This is a genomic window from Bifidobacterium sp. wkB344, assembly GCF_003688305.1.
Taxonomy (GTDB): domain Bacteria; phylum Actinomycetota; class Actinomycetes; order Actinomycetales; family Bifidobacteriaceae; genus Bombiscardovia; species Bombiscardovia mizhiensis.
The window spans coordinates 1-19,622 of the sequence record NZ_NPOQ01000005.1 but is presented as its reverse complement, the minus strand read 5'-3'; the positions used below and the strand labels follow the sequence as shown (position 1 = coordinate 19,622).

Here is a 19,622-nt window from a genome sequence, read left to right as displayed (position 1 = left end):
GCGGTCGGGCCGAATTGTCGGTGCTACTGGCGGGCTGCCTGCTTGACGTCGCACTGCAGGCCCAGGGTGTCGATGACCTCCTCGGCCTCGATCTCGGGAGACATGCGCAGACCTACGTCGATGGTCAGATGAACTTCGTCCGGTCCCAGGGGTTCCAGGTCGTCGAACTGGGATCGGAGCATCTGTGGCTTCATGAAGTGGCCCTTCCGCTTGGAGAGCCGTTCCATGATGGAGTCGTAGTCCCCGCTCAGGTGAATGAAGACCACTCCAGGCATCCGCAAGCGGTCACGGTAGATCCGCTTCAGGGCCGAGCAGGTGACGGTTCCGGGCACTCCACGGCGCATGTGGTCCTCGATCCAATCATGGATGCTGTCCAGCCAGGGCCATCGGTCCTCGTCGTTCAGGGGAATGCCGCGGGCCATCTTGTCGATGTTGGCTTGGGGGTGGAAGTCGTCGGCCTCGGCCATGTCCCAACCCAGTTTGCTGCCGAGGTGCTCGTTCATGGTGGTCTTGCCGCAGCCGGCAACCCCCATGATGACCAGAACCGGCGTGCGGCCTTGGAAGTAGTTTGGGGGAACCGTGTTGTCCACTGCCGAGGGGACCTTGGGCTCCGGGTGATCCTCTGCGCTCAAGGCGTCGGAGTTCTTCAACGTTGTGTCGACCATGTGCAACCTTTCTGAAAAGTGATTTGACAATGACGCTCAGGCGGTGATGGGCACAAAGATGCTGGCGATCATGACCAGAACCAGAACCACTACCGACAGCAGGCATTCCAAAACCGACCAGGTCTTCAGGGTCTCGCCAACGCTCAGGCCGAAGTACTCCTTGATCAGCCAGAAGCCCGCGTCGTTGAGGTGGGAGAGGAAGATGGAGCCGGCGCCGATGGCGATGACCAGGAGCGTAGTGGCTGTGGAGCCCGCATGCATCATGGTCATGGCGTTGCTGAGGATGCCGGCCGTGGTCAGGATGGAGACCGTGGCCGAGCCTGTGGCGATGCGCACGAAGACGGCGATGACCCAGCCCAGCAGGAAAATGGAGATGTTGGAGTGTTCCACAAAGGTGCCGATGATCTTGCCGATGCCGGTGGAGACCAGTACGCCCTTGAAGCCGCCGCCTGCGCCCACGATCAGCAGGATGCCTGCCACAGCGGGCAGCGAGGCTCCCAGGGAGTCATTGACGGTCTTCCAGGAGATGCCCGAGGCCGCCTTGAGGACCAGCATGGATACAATCAGGGCTATGGCCAGGGCCATTACCGGGTTGCCGATGAAATTGATGGTCTGTGCCAGGCCGTCCGTACGATCCTTGAAGCCGGGAACAGCGATCTCGAAGATGGAGGTCAGCAGCATGAGGACTGCCGGCAGCAGAATGCAGCAGACCGAGATGGCGAAGGAGGGCAGTCGGGTCTCCTCCTTGCCGGCCTGCTCGCTCTTGGCCACGAAGTCGGCTGGTGCCTCGACGGGCACCCAGCGGGAGGCCAACCGGGAGAAGCCCGGGCCCACGACGACCAGGGTGATCAGGGCGAAGGGGATGCCGAACATCATGGTCAGGCCCACATTGCCGGTCTGCTCGAACTGGCTCAAAGCGGCCAAGGGACCGGGGTGAGGAGGCACGCAGGCGTGCATGATGGATAGGCCCGCCAGGGTGGGGATGGCCACCCGCATCAGCGGAAGCTTGGTACGGCGGGCCACCAGAATGATGACCGGAACCAGAATGACCAGGCCAACCTCGAAGAACATGGGCAGGCCGATCAGGGCGCCAATCAGGGCCATGATCCAGGGGATGGTGGCGGGCTTGGACTTGGCTACCAGAGTGTTGACCACCTGGTCGGTGGCCCCGGTGTCCATGAGGACCTTGCCGATCATGGCTCCCAGGCCGATCAGAATGCCCACGGAGCCCATGGTGGAGCCGAACTCGCCGGTGAAGCTGGTCAGGGTGGCCACGGGACCATAGCCGGAACCGATGCCGACCACCAGGGCGGCACCCAGCAGGGAGACAAAGGGATGAAGCTTAACGACGGTGACCAGGAAAATGAGCACTGCCAGGCTGAGCACCAGACTGATGCCCAATTGGGTGGTGTTCAGGGAAACGGCCTGACTCGCCGCCAGGGTCAGGTACCCGTCGGCTGTCGGCTGCGACGCTAAAAGCATTGCTGCCTCTTCTCTGAGGATGCGAACCGTTCGGCCTGATCAGCTTTCCGGCTCTTATTTTTGCATTACTTAATATCGACAGTGTGATATTAAGTATGCCTTAACAGACAATATCTTACACGAACCTGGGACGGTTTGGAAGATGGCATGCTAAAAGCAGGATCGAGCCTCAACATGTTTGCAGAATCGTTTGATCCCTTTGGAAACGAGCCCGGTTGCTAGAGTGGAATTCGTGGAAAGCGCGAGCAAGCCTGATGACAAAACGGCTACAGAAGGCACCCTGCATGACCGGCTCTTGGACCAGTGGGGGGCAGCCATTGTCGATGGCACCATCGCTCCGGGCGACCGGCTGCCCGCCCCGGATCTGGATAGCCAGAGGCCCTCGCGCACGGTCACCCGGGAGGTCACCAGGGTTCTTGAGGCCATGGGTCTGGTCACCGTCAAACGCAAGGTCGGTGCCACGGTCAACCCCCGTCAACTCTGGAACATCTTTGATCCGCGGGTGATTGAGTGGAGGCTGCGCGGATCTGGCCGGGGACGAACCCTGCATGAGCTGTCCGAGCTCAGGGCATGCGTGGAGCCCATGGCTGCCCAGCTGGCGGCCAGCCACGCTGATCGGGATCAATGGGCGAAGCTGACGCGGGCCGCCATTGACATGGTGGCCAACGCTGACCGGGCCGACGGGCCGGACTATCTTCGGGCTGACGAAACCTTCCATCGAACCCTGCTTGAGGCATCCGGCAACGCTATGTTCGCGGCGCTGGGCGATGTGATTGCCTCAGTGCTGTCTGGGCGGACCCGGCATGAGCTTATGCCCAGGAAGGCTGATGAGAAGGCTTTGCGGCTGCACGGCGACGTGGCTGCGCTGATACGTCGGGGTGATGCAGAGGGGGCCCGCCACGCCATGGATTGGATCGTCGACGAATCCGATCGGGCTATCGCGCAAATGACTCGAAAAGACTCCGAAGACTCGGTCCCTGCTGCGGATAAGGAATCTTCGGAGTCCTGAAATCTGTAAAGGCTTTTGTTGCTGAAGGCTCAGTGTAGTTTCGAGGCGGCATCAGCGTCCAGGAGCCAGAGGGTCTCCAAGGTGCCCCTGGCATAAGAGGAGGGTACATGGGGATCGTCTGTAGTTCCCAGGGCAGCAGCCACGGCTGAGGCTTTCTCAGTAGTTGAGGTGAAGAGCCAGATCTTGGGGGTCCGGCGGATGAATGGCGTGGTCATGGTGACCCTGAGCGGCGGCAACTTGGGGGAGTTGCTGACGCCCGTCACCAGCAGATCGTCATCCTGCAATCTGACCTCGGACCGGTCGGGGAAGAGGGAGGCATAGTGGCCGTCGGGGCCCACGCCAAAGACAGCCAGATCCATGCGGCCCTCAGGGCCCAGTTGGTCGATGATCTCCTGCTGATAGGCGGCTGCCGCCTGGGTCAGGGCCTGTTCGTTCTCCTCCTGGCCCGCGGCCTCAACCCGGGCTGGGCTACGGGTGTCCACGGGCATGGAATGTACGTTGGCCTTGGGCAGCAGCCCCTGGTCGATCAGCGAGCCATACCAGGCCCGCCGTGCCTGTTCGTCGTTGCGGTCCGGGTCTTCCAGGCCCACGAACCGCTCATCGCTCCACCAGAGATGGACCCGGCTCCAGTCCACGCTCTGGCTCAGGGGATCGGCACCCATCAGGGTATAGACATCCGCCGCGTCCCGGCCACCGGTCAGCGCCAGGTCGGCCCGATCCTGACGGGCCAGGAGGTCGCCCAGCTCCAGCAGGATCCGGGCTGCGGTGGCTTGATTGAGCAACTTGGTTGTGGCATAAGTCACGACGCGACGATCGGTCATCTGATCCTCCTTGCATGCAGGTGAAGCTGGCCTCAGCCTACACCCGGACGTTTGCATATGAATTGAGTTACTGCAGAGGTCTACTGGTGGTCAACCATTCCCCACCCGGTGTGGATAACCTCCTGATAGACCTCGTCAGGATCCAGTCGCCCCAGTTCCTCGCTCATGCAGTCCACGGCAGAGCGCAGGGGCATGGAGATGGTCTGTGAGGCCTGACCGGGCTGGTTGATCCGGGCCTGGTCGTCGTGGTGGCGCTCCATGCTCATGACCCCGTCCGGGCGTTCGAAGTAGACACCGGTGACCGCCTGAGCCTTCGGATCGCGCTCGACGGTGACCGGTACCTTTAGCTTCAGAGCCAGCCAGGAGGCCAGCAGCTCCAATGGCAGGTAGTGGGCTTGGCCGGTTACCATGACCGAACGGATGGGCAGGTGGGGCGGTTGTTGCACCATGGAGGTCAACAGCGCTCGCCAGATGGTGATCCTGGTCCAGGACAGATCCACGTCCTGATCGCGCGAATGGGCCAGCAGCCCGGCGAAGGTGGCCTGGCGATCGTCGGCCTCCATGGCATCGGTGATTCTGCTGGCGGCCATGGTCCCGATGGGATCCTGTGAGGGATCCAGGGGCGGATTGGTGGGCCACCAGACTACTAGAGGTGCATCCGGCACCAGGAGGGGAATGACCAGGGCATCGGAATGGTCCAGCAGGGCTGCCACTGGTCGCAGAACCACCACTTCGCCGGCACCGGCATCCGAACCGAAACGTATTTCGGCATCCAGCGTGCGATCCCCGTTATGGTCGGTGTTCTTGTAGGAAACGCAGTCTTCTGTGGACTGTGCCGCAGCCGTCCTCTGATCCGCCTCCTGTTGGGCCTGATGGTCTTCGGCATTGGTCACTATGGCGATGACCCGGCAGGGATGTTCCCGGCTTGCGGCGTTTACGGTTTCCAGGGCCGCCTCCAGATGGGCCTGTTCGGTGACGATGACCAGGGTCAGCACCCGTCCCTGGGCGGCCTCCCCTCGTTCAACGTGGAGTTCGTCGATCTCCCTGGCGATGGCGGAGGTAGTGGTGTTGTTCAGTCTGACGATCATGGCATCCTCCAGTGGTATCCGTCGCGGGCCAGCATCAAATCAGCCTCTCGCGGTCCCCAGGTGCCGGCGCGATAGGGCTGGGGCTGACCCTGTCCTGCCCAAAACTCCTCGATGGGGTCCAGGATCTTCCAAGACAGATTGACCTCCTCGGTGGTGGGGAAGAGAGGCGGGTCTCCCAGAAGCACGTCCAAGATCAGCCGCTCATAGGCCTCGGGAGAGGCCTCGGTGAAGGAACGCCCGTAGGAGAAGTCCATGTTGACGTCGCGCACCTCCATGGCCGAGCCGGGAGTCTTGGCCCCGAAACGCATGGTCACGCCCTCATCAGGCTGTACGCGGATGACCACGGCGTTGGCGCCCAGTTCCCGGGTGGCTGTGGCCTCGAAGGGCAGGTGGGGAGCACGCTTGAAGACGATGGCGATTTCGCTGACCCGCTTGCCCAGGCGCTTGCCCGTGCGCAGGTAGAAGGGGACGCCGGCCCAGCGGCGGGTGTCCACATCCAGCCTGATGGCGGCATAGGTTTCGGTGGTGGAGGAGGGGTCGATTCCGTCCTCGTCCAGGTAGCCGACCACGTGCTGGGATCCCTGCCAGCCGGCCGTGTACTGGCCCCGGGCGGTGTGGGCCGCCAGGTCCTTGGGGATTCGGACTGCCGAAAGGATCTTGGTCTTCTCGGCCGTCAGATCCGATGCCGAGAAGGAGACCGGCTCTTCCATGGCTGTCAGGGCCATCAGCTGCAGGAGGTGGTTCTGGATGACGTCCCGGGCTGCTCCGATTCCGTCGTAGTAGCCGGCCCTGCCTCCGATGCCCATGTCCTCAGCCATGGTGATCTGCACGTGGGAGACATAGTTGGAGTTCCAGACTGGCTCGAACATCATGTTGGCAAAGCGCAGGGCCAGGATGTTCTGCACGGTCTCCTTGCCCAGATAGTGGTCGATGCGGAAGACCGAATCCGGCTCGAAGACCTCGGAGACCACCCGGTCAAGCTCCTTGGCCGATGCTAGGTCACGACCGAAGGGCTTCTCGATGATGACGCGGCGCCAAGCCCCCTCGGTGGAGTGGGAGAGCCCCGACTCGGCCAGCTGACGGGCCACTTGGGGGAAGGCCTTGGGTGGCACCGACATGTAGAAGGCATGGTTGCCACGGGTGCCCCGGACCCGGTCCAGCTCCGAAACAGTAGCCGACAGGCGGCGGAAAGCCTCGGCATCGTCGAAGCTGCCCTTGACGAAGCGCATGCCCTGGCTCAGATGTCGCCAGGTGGACTCGTTGAAGGGGGTGCGGCAGTGGGCGCGGACGTTCTCCTCCGCAAAGGCGACGAACTGCTGGTCGCTCCAGTCGCGCCGTCCGAAGCCGATCAGCCCGAAGCTGGCTGGAAGCAGCCCCCGGTTGGCCAGGTCATAAACAGCCGGCAAAAGCTTTTTCTTGGCCAAATCGCCGGTGACGCCGAAAATGACCAATGAGCTGGGGCCCGCGATGCGCGGCATGCGCAGATCGCGCGGATCCAGCAGGGGGTTGTGCCAGGGCGCCTGTCGGCCGCCGTCCTCGTCGGGAGGAGCGGGCTGGTCGGCGGAGCGCGCAAGTGGTGAAGTGTCCATAGTGCTCCTCGTGAAATACCGTGGCTCCCAGTGTACTGTCGGCAGTAGAAGGGCAGGGCTGATTATCCGCTGAAGTGTGCATAAGCGTCGCAAAGGTCACATTTGTGGCAAGGATCCCTAGAATGGTCGGTATGATTCCCAATGTTCCCATGGCCGAGGTCCTGCACCGCCAGTATGCGCCATCACAAGCCGCCTATGAACTGATACACACCCATTGCCAGATTATTGCCGCCCTCGCGGTGCGTATGGCTGACCAGGTCAACGAACGCCTGCTGCGTGGCGATGACCCTGACGGGGTTCTGCCCGAGCGTCCCCTGGACCGTGACCTGGTCCGCATAGGTGCCCTGCTGCATGACATCGGCACCTACCGGATCCTCAAGGACGACGGCTTCCAGGGCCGGCCCCTGACCTTCCAAGGCGAGCGGTACATCGAGCACGGGCTGGAGGGCTACCACCTGCTGCTGGATGCCGGGGTGGACGAGTCGGTGGCCCAGTTCGCCCGCAACCACACAGGAGTGGGACTGACCCGCCGCCAGGTGGAGGAGGAGCATCTGAATCTGCCGCCGGACGACTACCTGCCGGTCAACCATGAGCAGGAGGTGGTCATGTATGCGGACAAGTTCCACAGCAAGCACCAGCCGCCCATTTTCGTCTCCGAGCCCACTGCCGCCAAGCGCACGGCCAAGTATGGTCCCGACAACCTGGCTCGCTGGAGGCAACTGGTGGCCCGGTATGGAGTACCGGATCTGCAGCCTCTGGCTAAGTACTACGGCATGACCATCGTCTAATCCGGCCGGGCTGCTCCCCAGGAACTGCGGAAGCGACCACTGAATTCGCGCAGCATCCATGGGTCTGGTTGATAGGGGTCGACTGGATCGGTCCGGCAGGCCGCTACGGCTTTCAAGAAAGAGACCATACCTTGAGGCCCGTAAGCGTAAGGAGCTGCACACCAGACCGGGTTTCCCTCCAGGACGAGAGGTCGATCCGACCCACGGAGGAAGGCCAGATCCACGCTGATCGGAGCAGGCGATCGACCCTTGGCTGCCCGGAGGGCGCAGTTCTCGACGATCGCTCGATGCCTTGGATCGAAGATGGCACCGTCAAAGATCGTGGTAATGGTTCGAGAGCCCTCGCCTTCATGCAGGCAGTATCCGCTGGAGGTTACGATTTGGCCCCTGTCAACGATGACCCGCCACTCTTCATGGATATCGGGCAAGTGGGTCTGGAGGCGAATCAGCGATTGCGCAGGGGCTGTTCGCAGATCATTCTGCAGGTCTTCAAGGGTTCGTCGGGCTGCCGGCAGGCCCGATACCCGGCCGGCAGCCAGCTGCGACCAGGGGCGCTGTCCCAAGCCCGATGGCAGCCGACGCCAGTTCAGAATGGTCTCGGCCGTCACGGTCAGAATCCTGCGTTCGGTCAGGGACTGGTCCAGCTCATCCAGCCACAAAGTAGGTGGCGTTGACAGGATCCAGGAGGGACGTCCGTGGGAGGCCAGCCAGGCGTTCTGGGCGATCAGCAGCCCTGGGGTAATCCATATGGCTTCCTTGATGCCGACCTCCCGAACTGGTCCGAATCCATGGTGATGGTGCAGGATGACCCTCCGTTGCCGGCGTGGATCATTGTTGCTTAAATCGATTTGTTTGGTCATGACCCGGGGTATCCACTCCTCATGGGTGATGACCGAACAAATCAGTGCAGTGCTGTCCATCCCCAACCCGGAAGGCTGCGGCTTAATCGACGATGAATCGGTCGTCGTAGGTGCCCTCGTCCACGGTGTCAGAACCCCCGGAGGTCAGGATGATCACGGTGCAGTCATGACGGCGGGAGACCCTCTTTAGTGTGGCCAGCAGGGTGTCCCAGTCGCTTGGCTCAAGACCTTCGGTGGGCTCGTCGGCGATGAGCACGTCGCATTCGCAGCACAGGGCACGGGCCACGGAGGCCAGGCGGAAGTCCAAGGGGCCCAGATCAGCGGTCGGCTTGTCCTGCAGGCGCTCCGGGAAGCCCACCTCGTCCAGCAGCTGACGGGCCAGATTGTCCTTGGGGCCTAGGAAGGTGCGCCCGCTGGCGTCCATGGTGTAGACAAGATTCTGTACGGCGGTCAGGTCGCGCCTTAAGGCATCGGTACCAAAGATGGCTCCGATCAGGTGGCCGCGATAGTCGGAGGCCAGCAATTGGCGCAGGTCCGTGCCACGGAAGAGCACGCTGCCTTGGGTGGGGGCGCGCAGACCGGTCATCAGGGCCATCAGAGCGGCTCGTCTGGAAGGCGAAGTGGTCTCCACCGAGTAGATGCGGCGACGCTGGAATTCCAGATCGACATCATCCAGGATCTGTTCAGGGCGACCCTGGACCTTGCGCGTGTAATCCACATGCTTCAGGGAGAGCACCGGGTAGCCGCCAGGAACCAACACCCGCTGGCCATCGGTCTCCAGCAGTGGGTCCTCCTCCTGATCGTCGTCGGGATCCTCGGCATTTTCCTGCTCGATGACCACCTTGAAAGCGGCCATCGACACGTCTTCTTCCGAAGAACCATCCTCCTCGGGCTGTCCGTCCGTCTGAGTGGCTGCTTCTTCCTCGGATTCGGGCAGCGGTTCGGCGCCGGTGTTCTCGTCGGCTTTTTGCTCAGTATCGGCCGTTGTTTGAGCGGCTTGCTTCTGATCAGTCGTTGCCTGGTCGGCGGCCTTGGCTACAGCTTTTTCCTGGGACTCTTCGTCTGGCTGCTGGTCCGATGTCTTTTCGCTCATGCCTCGTCCTCCAGGTCGTTGGTGTATAGCTGGGCGGTTCTAAAGGCCGCTACCCTGGCAGCTGCTGCCAGAGCGAGAACCAGGCAGACGGCCAGGCCAATCAGGATCAGCTTCCAGATCAGACCAGCATGAGGCATGCTGGACAGGTTCCCCAGCCGGAAGAGCGACCGGCCCAACGGCCGACTGATCGCGGCGCCCAGCACCAGGCCCAGCACCAGGCCGGGCAGGGTGAGCAAGAGGGTTTCCAAGGCGAACTGCCAGCCTAGCCGAGCCTTGTGGACCCCGATGGTGATGGCCATGCCGATTTCGTTGGCACGGTTGCGCAGCATGAGGAACAGACAGCCAAGCAGAATCAGCCCGCCCAGCAGGCAGACCAGGATAATGGTGGTTCGCGCCTGGTCGGCGGCCCGGTGAACAGGCGCCATCCGCCGTTGGTAGTCCTTCAGGCTGGGGGAGTCGATGTCGTACTGCGAGGCCTTGAGTCCGTCCTTGCGCAGCTCCTTGATGAACTTTTGGTAGGTGCTTGGCGAATCCAGGACGAAGGCGACGAGCAGTTCATGGCCGGGGTCTCCAGGCTTGCTGGCTGCATCCAGCCCCAGCATGGCAAAGGTGGGATAGGCCGTGTAGATGGCCCGGTTGGCGGCCTGATCCACGGCCTTGCGATAGTGGTAGGTGCCGGAGATGGTCAGCTTGACCTGCTGATCCTGCTGGCGAGGATCCTTGATGGTCAGGGTGTCGCCCACCTTGAGCTTGTTAGCCTGCGCCATCTGCTTGGAGATCAGCACGGTCTGGGTGCCGGAGGCATTCTGGGAGGCGTAGTCCAGCCCCTTGCCCTGATCCACCGCGAAGGGGCCGTGAGGCAGGGTGGGTTCGGCCTCCTTGTCAGAGACCCCCACCAGGGAGTAGGTGCCTGACTGGGGCAGTCCCTCCGGGCTGATGTCGGCGGTCTCATGGAAGTAGGCCTTGTACTGCATGCCATCCATCTGCAGGCGCTGGGCGTACTTGGAATACTCGTTCCAGCCCAGTGGAGAGGCCTTGGTTCCCTTGCGCGGGCTAATGACGGCATCCACCTGTTGGGATTCGTAGTCTGTGGTACGTGCCTTGGTGTCAGCCTGGAGCACGGTGGCCGCCGTCGTGGCCAGAGCCGTCACTACCAGGCAGGCCAGAACCATGACCAGGCTCCGCGCCGCATGCCGCCTGATGGTGAACCAGGCGTTCTTGAGAACGAACATGACACCCTTCCTGATAGCGTTCCAGGGATGACCGGGCGGCCCACAATGGCGGGCCTAAAGTCCGGTCGCCGTCCTCCAGTCTAGCCAGGGACGCTCCCAAGCTAGCGGTGCGAACTTGGAGCTTGCTGAATGTCTCGCTCGGCCTCCTGTTGGTCGGCGTGGGAGAAGTTGCGCACCTTCAAAGAGACGACCAGAGCAGCCAGGATCAGCACCAAGGTGAAGACCAGTCCGTAGTGGGTGCCCCTGGTGAAGGCCTGGGCTTTATCAACACCGGTTGCCTGCCCCTCGCCCATGGCCAGCAGGGAGGTGGTGATGGCCGTAGCCACGGCTCCTACGATCTGTTGCATGGTGTTGATGATGGTGCTTCCGTCGCCGGACTGCGGGCCGCTCAGTGAGTTGAGCGCGTAGGTCTGGGCCGGCGACATGGCCAGGGGGCAGCCGATCATCAAAATGATATGGGCAGCCACCACCAAGGCCACAGGGGTGTGCGGGCCGGTGAACAGGAGGATGACCGTGCCAAGCAGGGCGACAAGGAATCCGCAGCGGACGGGCATTCGGGCTCCGAAGCCGTCATAGAGTCGGCCGGCGAAGGCTGAGACCAGAGCGTTGATGGCGCCGCCGGGCAGCATGAGGATGCCAGTCATGGCTACGGGCAGGAGCAGTCCCCGCTGCAGGAACTGGGGCAGCAGATACATGGAGGAGAGGATGACTGCGAAGTCCAGCATGACCAGGGTGGCACCGTAGCGGAAGGCCGGGATGGAGAAGATGCGCAGGTTGAGCACCGGGTGCTCCAGGCCCAGCTGGCGACGAATATAGAGGACCAGTGCAGCCAGGGCAACAACCAGAATGATCAGGGTGACCGGGGAGAGCCATCCATAACGACTGGCCAGACTGACCCCTGCCACCAGTCCGCCGAAGCCGACAATGGACTCCAGAATAGAGGCCAGGTCGGGACGCTGGTGGGTGATGGTTCCTACGTTCTTCAGGAAGCAGACGGCGAAGATCAGAGCCACCACCAGGAAGGGGGTGAAGAACCAGAAGATCCAGTGCCAGGTCAGCTTGCCCAGGATGATCCCGGTCAGGGTCGGGCCGATTGCCGGGGCGAACATGATGACCAGAGCGCACATGCCCATGACCGTGCCCAGACGGGCAGGCGGGAAGATCAGCATGGCCACGGTGAACATGAGCGGCAGGATCAGGCCAGTGCCGATGCCCTGGATCAGCCGTCCCGTCAAAAGGACAGGGAAGGTGGGGGCCATGGCCGAGACCACTGAGCCCGCCAGGAAGGCGACCAGGCCGAAGATCACGGTCTGCCTGGTGGTGAACCACTTGGAGATCAGGCTGGAGAAGGGCAGGACGATGCCGATGACCAGCATGTACCCCGTGACCAGCCACTGCACGGTTGAGGCGGGGATCTGGAAGCTCTCCATCAGGTTGGGCAGGGCGATATTGAGCGAGGTCTCGCTCAGCATGCCCACGAAGGCCCCGATCATCAGCGCGGCGATGGCCGGCCAGGGATGGGGGACGGCCGGTCGTGACCGGTGAACAGAGGCAGGGGTGGACGTGTTGTGCACGATAATGATCTCCTTCTTCAGACAAACAGCACGCCATCTTAGGGAGGCGGCCATTTTTTCGTAAGTCGGCATGTCTACTCGCTTCGCCGAAGGCGTGCCGCATCGGGGTGGAAAAGGTTATGCTCGGGAATGGTCGTCAGAGACCATAAGGAGGGTGCGTGTGGATTGGCATGCAACGGTCTACGGGTCAAGAGCCGTTGGTTCAGGAGGCCATGGTTTCTATGATCCGGGCGACGAGGAGGGGCGGACCTTTGGCGACCCGGACACCATCTCTGACGCCGCTCTGCGTCGATTGGGCGGCAAGGCCTACTTTCGCGCCCACCAACTGCTGGATGACCGCCGCTTTACGGACCTGCGCCTACGGCACCTAGGAGCTTTGACCGTTCTCAAGGGACGTGTGCCCGCCACCTATCAGCCAGACGGTGACTGCATGGTCCAGGCTCGGCTGGATGAGCAGGCCCATCGGGTCATTGACTCCTCCTGCACCTGCCGGGCCTTTGGGCGCCAGGGTCCTGCCTGCAAGCATGTGGTCGCCCTGATCATGGCCTACAACGAGTCCAGCCAGTTCTTTGCAGGATCGGATGACTGGGCCGGCGATCAGGGTCGGTCCGGTTCCGCCCGGTCAACTTCGGGACCTCTGGCAGCCTATATGCACCGGCAGGAGGGTCGGCGGCGGCAGGCCTTTCGTGACCGCCAGCTGAGCCTGCTCAAGCAGGAGAACGGGCCGGTTGGTGGCCGTCACCTGCCCATCGGCTCGGTCGGGTTGATTCCCGACCTGACCAGCGAGCGCGGAGGCTGGCTGGTCCGTCTGCACATCACTCTGTCCTCCCACGGGGTCGCCTACCTGGTCAAGGATCTGCCAGCCCTGCTGCGCGCTGTGGACCAGGGCGAATTCATGTCTTACGGACGGCGGTTGGCCTTCATCCATTCTCGTGACACTTTTGATGACCGGGCCCAGGCTCTGCTAACCATTCTGGAAAGGGCCGGTGCCATCCGCCGTAGCCTGGCCGAGCAGGAGGGGGGCATGCACCGCCGTCTTACCCGTGCGGGATTGGCGGGGATCCGACTCAGCGACGACGAAGTGGCGCAGATCCTCGACCTGTTCGTGGACTCTGGACTCACCCTGGACTACACGCCTCCCGAGGATTCCTTCCTGCAGACCATGCCTGCCCCGGTAGTTGGCGGGGATCCGGACCCCGGCATCGCGGTCAGCAAGGAGGCGGATGGCTACCGGATCACCCATGCCCTGGCCGTGGAACGCTTCGTCGTTGGCCAAGCACATTCTTTCGTTATCGTGCGCCCCTCACAGCCCGGCATAGGGCTGGATCCGGGACCGGTCATCCACCGCTGCAGCGCGCATTTCATGCGTCATCGGGACCTGCTGGAGACCCTCTGCCGCCCTGGTGAGGATCGGGATCTGCATCTGGATGCCGACGACCTGGATCTGTTCGCCCGGACCGTCCTGCCTGACCTGAATCAGGGTTCCCATGAAGGATCTGGGCTCTCCGCCAGTCTGCCCGAGGAGCTGGATGCCCGGCGGAGGCCGCCCTGCAGGATCGAGCTTTACCTGGATAGGGATCGGCAGGGGGTCAGCTGCGATCTCAAGGCCCGCTATGGGGACCGTCTGCTGCCAGTCGGTGCTGATCCCGCCTCGGAGGATGAACCCGGCAGGGATCGGGAGAGCGAGTCTTTGGCCCGGCAGACGGTCCGCCGTTATTTCCCTCTGATGGAGGAGGGGCTGGCCCGCATCCCCGAGGAGAACGAGGAGGCCATCCACACCCTGCTGACCCGAGGTCTGCCCGTGCTCAAGGGGCTGGGGCGGGTCTTCTCCACCCCGGCCTTCGACGGGCTGAGCGTCGTCTCTCATCCGCAGATCCGCGTGGGTGTCAGGGTGCGCTCCGGTCTGGTCGAGATCTCGCCCATCGCCGATGAGGTACGACCCGAGGAGGCTGCTGCCATCCTTGCTGACCATCGCCGCCGTCGCCGTTTCCATCGCCTGCGCAACGGGGCCTTCGTCGAATTGACTGATCTGAATACGGATGCTGTGGACACCCTGGCTGAAGACCTGGGCATTGACCCTGCTGATCTGGCCAAGGGGCCGGTCCGGGTGCCTGACTTTCAGCTGGGCTACCTGGATGCGCTGGTGCCCGAGCAGGACCGCGATTCTAGCTTCCGCGACTACCTGAAGGAGCGCAAGCCTGATCCTCAGGGGTTCGAGGTCCCCGATGGGCTGCGCGGGCAGCTCAGACCCTATCAGGTCGAAGGGTTGCGTTGGCTATGCACTCTGAGCGACCGTGGATTCGGCGGCATCCTGGCCGACGAGATGGGTCTGGGCAAGACCATACAGATGCTGGCCTACCTGCTTTCCCGTCGGGGTCAGGCCAGGGATCGGGGAACTTCGCTGATCGTCTGTCCGGCCTCCTTGGTCTACAACTGGGAGGCCGAGTGTCGCCGCTTTACGCCGGATCTGCGGGTAGCGGTCCTGGCGGGAGGGCGCAGCCAGCGTCAGGCCCTGCTGGATCAGGCCGGGTCCTACGATCTGCTGATTACCTCATACGATCTGCTCAGGCGGGACCTGGACCGGTATCGGAGTCTGCCCTGGTATGCCCTGGTTCTGGATGAGGCCCAGTACATCAAGAACCATGCCACCAAGGCCGCGCGGGCCGTACGAGCTCTGGACAGCCTGCACCGGTTCGCCCTGACCGGCACGCCCATCGAGAACCGGCTTTCCGAGCTTTGGAGCATCTTCGACTTCCTGATGCCGGGGATGCTGGGTCCATACTCTCGGTTTCGGGACCGCTTCGAAATGCCCATACTCAGCGGAGACCAGGATGCCCAGTCCCGGCTCCAGGCCCTGGTGGGACCCTTCATTCTGCGCCGGCTCAAGTCCCAGGTGCTGACGGATCTGCCTGAGAAGATCGAAAACGTGATCAGCGTGCCCCTGCAGGGTCGGCAGCGCAAGCTCTATGCAGCCCTGGAGCAGGAGCTGAGGGCTACCCTCAACAAGGAAAAGGACCAGGAGTACGAAGTCGGCAAAATCCAGGTCCTGGCCCAGCTGACCAGGCTGCGGGAGGTCTGCTGCGATCCGCGTCTGGTCTACCAGGATCAAGGTCGGGACCGGCGCGGCGATTCGGCCAAGTTGGATGCCATCGAGGATCTGGTGGTCTCCTGTCAGGATGCCGGACGGAAGATGCTGATCTTCTCCCAGTTCACCTCCTACCTGGACCTGATAGCCCAACGGCTCCGTCGGCTGGACGTGTCCTACGATCTGATCACCGGCGCCACCTCCAAGAAGCGGCGGCTGGAGCTGGTGGAACAGTTCAACAGGGATGCCACGCCGGTCTTTCTGATCTCCCTGAAGGCAGGCAACACCGGGCTCAACCTGACCGGAGCCTGTGTGGTGGTCCATGCGGACCCCTGGTGGAATGCCGCTGCCCAGGAGCAAGCCAACGACCGCGCCCACCGGATCGGCCAGACCCAGGATGTCAACGTCTACCAGGTCGTAGCCAAGGACACCATCGAGGAACGCATCCTCAACCTGCAGCACAGTAAGAGCGACTTGGCATCGCGCTTTGTCGATTCTGCCGCGTCCACCGGCGCTGCAAGCGTGGCCAGGCTGAGCAGAAAAGACCTCTTGGCCTTGCTGGGCTGATTTTGATCGCATCTTGATGTGAATCTACTTGAACCTAATAGTCATTAGTCTTGAATGCTGTGTCATCATCGGTGGCGAGGCCCTTGGGCCACGGTTACGGTTACTCTTGATGCGGTAGTCAAATCGAAAGACTATGTATATAAGCGGATTGACGGTTGTTTCACTGCCGGCTTGTCGTTTTGGCTGCAGTTGATTATTCGGGTTATGGGAGCCTGGCTATCTTCAGCTCCTTTGATGACGGGAAGCTGGAGGAGAGAGCATGATCAGCGGCGTGCAGATGTTCTGCTCAGAGTTTTTGGGCACAGCACTTATGATGGCCATCGCTTTCATGGTCGCAGCCAGCAGATCGCTTCCCAAGACAGGGGCCTATCGAGCCGACTGGATCAACGCTTCGTTGGGCTGGGGCCTTGCTGTCTATGTAGGCGTATATGCAGGGTGGAAAACGGGCGGCCATCTCAACCCGGCCGTGACTTTGGCCAGGGTAGTCGGTCACTGGATTGATCCACAGGCGACCTTGAACGGCCTGGCCATGGGCAAGGGCGGCATTCCGGTCACCTTAGCCAATGTGGCCATCTTCATTTCCGCCCAGTTCCTGGGTGCTTTCTTTGGCACCTGCCTGGGCTACCTGGGTACTCGCAAGCATTTCGAACTTCCGACCGATACAGATACCAAACTCATGGTTTTCTGCACCAAGCCGGCTATACGTTCGAATTTCTGGAATCTGACATCGGAGGCCATCGGCACGGCCATCCTGGTTACCTGGGTTTTCATCAACGGAGGAACGCCTACCCAGGTCGGGCCCCTGGGCGTGGCTCTGGTCATCACGGTTCTGGTCATGGCTCTGGGAGGGGTTTCCGGTGCGGCCATGAATCCTGCGCGTGACTTTTCCGCTCGATTGGCCTACTGCCTTTTGCCCATGTCCGGAAAGAAGGACGCGGACTGGAGCTACGCCTGGATACCCTTTGTCGGGCCGATCGTCGGAGCCTGTATCGGTGTTCTAGCTCCTGCCTGGATGGGGCTTCTGCCTTGATTGTCGGCATGGAAAAGCCCCTGGACCTGTCAGGGGGTTATTACGACAGGACCGGGGGTCGAATTAGTTAAGGTAGCTCAAGCTCAGTAGCTGGCTGAGGTGGGCTCCTGGAAGCGGACTGTCAGCCCGCGGCCGTGGTGAAGGAACATCTCTGCACCGTGGCGGTCGACGTCGCGATGGGTGAAGAGCATGCGGATGGCGAAAGCCGTCTGAACGTCATCGGGCAGATCCAGGAAGGCCTTGTGGGCATCCCATCCATCGGCTGCGACAGCCTTGTTGGGTACGTAGGCATATCCATAGCCGTCCTCGTCCACGTAGCCCAGGAATGGCAGATCCCATGCCTGGTGGTAGCTCAACTGATCCTTGTAATCCTCGACCTTCTTAAGGGCCTCATCGCTGATGCCGTACTTGCGTGCGACCTCGTTAGCCTTGGCGGTTTTCGCGTCGGCATCTTTTTCGAACATGGAAGTATCAACAACAATGACTGTATCGTCTGCCATGACTGACCTTTCTGTGTGACGGCCTGCACGTGTGACAATCGACATCATGACCGTGCAGGGCCATGACCGTTCAGGTGACCGTCCATCGTCGACGGTGACCTCTGGATGCAAGATTCCTTCCACTTGCAAGAATAGCAAATTTCGTCAGTAGATAGGGGCAGGGAACCGTGAGGTTCGCCATAGGTGGCTGTCACCAGTGAGAAACGTGTCCAGCTGTGTTCTCATGCGGGGAACGATTAGCCCAGGTCGGCTTCTCGATCTCTGCGATGCCGAAGCAGGCACATCAGTGCCAGGCCGAGGACGGCAGTGCCGATAGCCAGCGCTACAGGCATGACCATGTCTGAGCCTGAGGCGGCTAGGGCCTGGGAATCTGCAGATGGCTTTGCTTGGTCATCAGAAGATTGGTTTCCTGCTGCCAGTTTTTGGCTATTGCTGGGTACATGATCGGACTCGCTCGGCTTGTTCGGCTTGTTTGGTCCTACCGGCGGATTTGGCTTGTCATGTCCTCCAGAGTTGCCAGGGTCGTCGGGGTTATCTGGCTTGGCCTGGTAGGTGTTGGTGAAGGTGGTGTCCTTGCTGGTGACGGTGGCCTGGAGCTGGCCGTTGAGGTCGTCGGTGACGTGGACGTCGACCGTGGCCGCGTGCCGGTCGTAGGTGATGCCGGGCAGGCTGCCCTGGTCCTCGCGGATGGTGTAGTGGTAGTCGCCGGGCTGGTCCAGGGTCAGGTCGTTGAAGGCGATCCTGCCCTGGGCGTCGTTGGATGCCGAGCCCGCTTCATGGCCGGTCTGCCCGTCGTACAGGTGGAAGGTGAACTCCCCGGCTTTCAGGTCCCGGCCCTGCAGGTGCTTGGTGGCGGTGATGACGGGCTTGGCCGGCTTGGCCTGGTAGGTGTTGGTGAAGGTGGGGTTGTTGCCGTCGATGGTGGCTTGGAGCTGGCCTTGCTGGTCGTCGGTGACGTGGACGGTGATCCGGTGCGTCTTCTGGTCGTAGGTGATGCCGGGCAGGCTGCCCTGGGCCTCGCTCACGGAGTACGTGTAGTCGCCGGCCTCGGTCAGGGTCTGGTCGGGGAATGCGACGGTCCCGTCGGCCTTGTTGGATGCCTGGGCCGGCTTCCCGCCCTTGGTGTTCTGCAGGAGGAAGTCGAACTCCCCGGCTTTCAGGCCCCGGCCTTCCAGGTGCTTGAAGGCGGTGAGCCTGACCGTGGCCGGCTTGGCCTGGTAGGTGTTGGTGAAGGTGGTGTCCTTGCTGGTGACGGTGGCCTGGAGCTGGCCGTTGAGGTCGTCGGTGACGTGGACGTCGACCGTGGCCGCGTGCCGGTCGTAGGTGATGCCGGGCAGGCTGCCCTGGTCCTCGCGGATGGTGTAGTGGTAGTCGCCGGGCTGGTCCAGGGTCAGGTCGTTGAAGGCGATCCTGCCCTGGGCGTCGTTGGATGCCGAGCCCGCTTCATGGCCGGTCTGCCCGTCGTACAGGTGGAAGGTGAACTCCCCGGCTTTCAGGTCCCGGCCCTGCAGGTGCTTGGTGGCGGTGATGACGGGCTTGGCCGGCTTGGCCTGGTAGGTGTTGGTGAAGGTGGGGTTGTTGCCGTCGATGGTGGCTTGGAGCTGGCCTTGCTGGTCGTCGGTGACGTGGACGGTGATCCGGTGCGTCTTCTGGTCGTAGGTGATGCCGGGCAGGCTGCCCTGGGCCTCGCTCACGGAGTACGTGTAGTCGCCGGCCTCGGTCAGGGTCTGGTCGGGGAATGCGACGGTCCCGTCGGCCTTGTTGGATGCCTGGGCCGGCTTCCCGCCCTTGGTGTTCTGCAGGAGGAAGTCGAACTCCCCGGCTTTCAGGCCCCGGCCTTCCAGGTGCTTGAAGGCGGTGAGCCTGACCGTGGCCGGCTTGGCCTGGTAGGTGTTGGTGAAGGTGGTGTCCTTGCTGGTGACGGTGGCCTGGAGCTGGCCGTTGAGGTCGTCGGTGACGTGGACGTCGACCGTGGCCGCGTGCCGGTCGTAGGTGATGCCGGGCAGGCTGCCCTGGTCCTCGCGGATGGTGTAGTGGTAGTCGCCGGGCTGGTCCAGGGTCAGGTCGTTGAAGGCGATCCTGCCCTGGGCGTCGTTGGATGCCGAGCCCGCTTCATGGCCGGTCTGCCCGTCGTACAGGTGGAAGGTGAACTCCCCGGCTTTCAGGTCCCGGCCCTGCAGGTGCTTGGTGGCGGTGATGACGGGCTTGGCCGGCTTGGCCTGGTAGGTGTTGGTGAAGG

15 protein-coding genes are annotated in these 19,622 nt (G+C 62.4%); 4 read left to right on the top strand and 11 right to left on the bottom strand.

The window, feature by feature from the left end; all coding sequences use genetic code 11:
* Positions 1-23 precede the first annotated feature (23 nt).
* Together CI601_RS00590 and CI601_RS00585 are read right to left on the bottom strand one after the other, a co-directional pair.
* A complete protein-coding gene (locus CI601_RS00590) occupies positions 24-665 on the bottom strand; it encodes a gluconokinase (RefSeq protein ID WP_121913937.1) in 642 nt (213 codons plus the stop codon).
* 36 nt (positions 666-701) lie between these two features.
* Positions 702-2,147, bottom strand: a complete 1,446-nt coding sequence (locus CI601_RS00585) for a GntP family permease (protein WP_121913936.1) — start codon at positions 2,145-2,147, stop codon at positions 702-704.
* Between the two features lie 232 nt (positions 2,148-2,379).
* On the opposite strand from CI601_RS00585, the gene CI601_RS00580 reads away from it, so the two are divergent.
* Entirely contained in the window at positions 2,380-3,156 is a 777-nt protein-coding gene (locus tag CI601_RS00580) for a FadR/GntR family transcriptional regulator (RefSeq protein WP_220702612.1), read from the top strand.
* 29 nt (positions 3,157-3,185) lie between these two features.
* On the opposite strand, the gene pgl is transcribed toward CI601_RS00580, so the two are convergent.
* The 3 genes from pgl to zwf all read right to left on the bottom strand — a co-directional run bounded on the left by pgl (position 3,186) and on the right by zwf (position 6,543).
* On the bottom strand, positions 3,186-3,977 hold the full coding sequence (gene pgl, locus CI601_RS00575; protein WP_121913935.1) for a 6-phosphogluconolactonase: 792 nt from the start codon (positions 3,975-3,977) through the stop codon (positions 3,186-3,188).
* A gap of 80 nt (positions 3,978-4,057) precedes the next feature.
* Positions 4,058-5,065, bottom strand: coding sequence for a glucose-6-phosphate dehydrogenase assembly protein OpcA (locus CI601_RS00570; protein WP_121913934.1), 1,008 nt, complete (start codon positions 5,063-5,065; stop codon positions 4,058-4,060).
* Positions 5,062-6,543 carry a glucose-6-phosphate dehydrogenase gene (gene zwf / locus CI601_RS00565; RefSeq protein WP_229133471.1) on the bottom strand — a complete coding sequence of 494 codons (1,482 nt, stop codon included), beginning with the start codon at positions 6,541-6,543 and terminating at the stop codon, positions 5,062-5,064. Before zwf ends, CI601_RS00570 begins: the two co-directional genes overlap by 4 nt.
* Positions 6,544-6,776: 233 nt before the next feature.
* Here zwf and CI601_RS00560 point away from each other — a divergent pair, with 233 nt between their 5' ends.
* The gene (locus tag CI601_RS00560) at positions 6,777-7,442 is read left to right on the top strand and encodes an HD domain-containing protein (RefSeq protein WP_121913933.1); all 666 of its coding nucleotides are present in this window, start codon (positions 6,777-6,779) and stop codon (positions 7,440-7,442) included.
* On the opposite strand, the gene CI601_RS00555 is transcribed toward CI601_RS00560, so the two are convergent.
* From CI601_RS00555 to CI601_RS00540, 4 genes are all read right to left on the bottom strand, one after another.
* Positions 7,439-8,302, bottom strand: a complete 864-nt coding sequence (locus tag CI601_RS00555) for a hypothetical protein (RefSeq protein ID WP_121913932.1) — start codon at positions 8,300-8,302, stop codon at positions 7,439-7,441. The genes CI601_RS00560 and CI601_RS00555 overlap by 4 nt on opposite strands.
* Positions 8,303-8,384: 82 nt before the next feature.
* Complete coding sequence (locus CI601_RS00550) at positions 8,385-9,395, bottom strand: ATP-binding cassette domain-containing protein (RefSeq protein WP_121913931.1); 1,011 nt, start codon at positions 9,393-9,395, stop codon at positions 8,385-8,387.
* Entirely contained in the window at positions 9,392-10,627 is a 1,236-nt protein-coding gene (locus CI601_RS00545; RefSeq protein WP_121913930.1) for an FtsX-like permease family protein, read from the bottom strand. The genes CI601_RS00550 and CI601_RS00545 overlap by 4 nt, the downstream gene beginning before the upstream one ends.
* A 101-nt stretch (positions 10,628-10,728) precedes the next feature.
* Positions 10,729-12,201: a DHA2 family efflux MFS transporter permease subunit gene (locus CI601_RS00540; RefSeq protein ID WP_121913929.1), complete on the bottom strand. Its 1,473-nt coding sequence runs from the start codon at positions 12,199-12,201 to the stop codon at positions 10,729-10,731.
* Positions 12,202-12,361: 160 nt separating this feature from the next.
* On the opposite strand from CI601_RS00540, the gene CI601_RS00535 reads away from it, so the two are divergent.
* Together CI601_RS00535 and CI601_RS00530 are read left to right on the top strand one after the other, a co-directional pair.
* Positions 12,362-15,853 carry an SNF2-related protein gene (locus CI601_RS00535; protein WP_121913928.1) on the top strand — a complete coding sequence of 1,164 codons (3,492 nt, stop codon included), beginning with the start codon at positions 12,362-12,364 and terminating at the stop codon, positions 15,851-15,853.
* A gap of 259 nt (positions 15,854-16,112) precedes the next feature.
* Positions 16,113-16,883, top strand: a complete 771-nt coding sequence (locus tag CI601_RS00530) for an MIP/aquaporin family protein (RefSeq protein WP_121913927.1) — start codon at positions 16,113-16,115, stop codon at positions 16,881-16,883.
* 83 nt (positions 16,884-16,966) lie between these two features.
* Here CI601_RS00530 and CI601_RS00525 read toward each other — a convergent pair whose 3' ends face one another.
* Together CI601_RS00525 and CI601_RS00520 are read right to left on the bottom strand one after the other, a co-directional pair.
* Positions 16,967-17,383: a hypothetical protein gene (locus CI601_RS00525; RefSeq protein ID WP_045924232.1), complete on the bottom strand. Its 417-nt coding sequence runs from the start codon at positions 17,381-17,383 to the stop codon at positions 16,967-16,969.
* Positions 17,384-17,619: 236 nt separating this feature from the next.
* Positions 17,620-19,622, bottom strand: a 2,003-nt coding sequence (locus CI601_RS00520) for a Spy0128 family protein (protein ID WP_220702611.1), incomplete at its 5' end; no start/stop codon positions are given.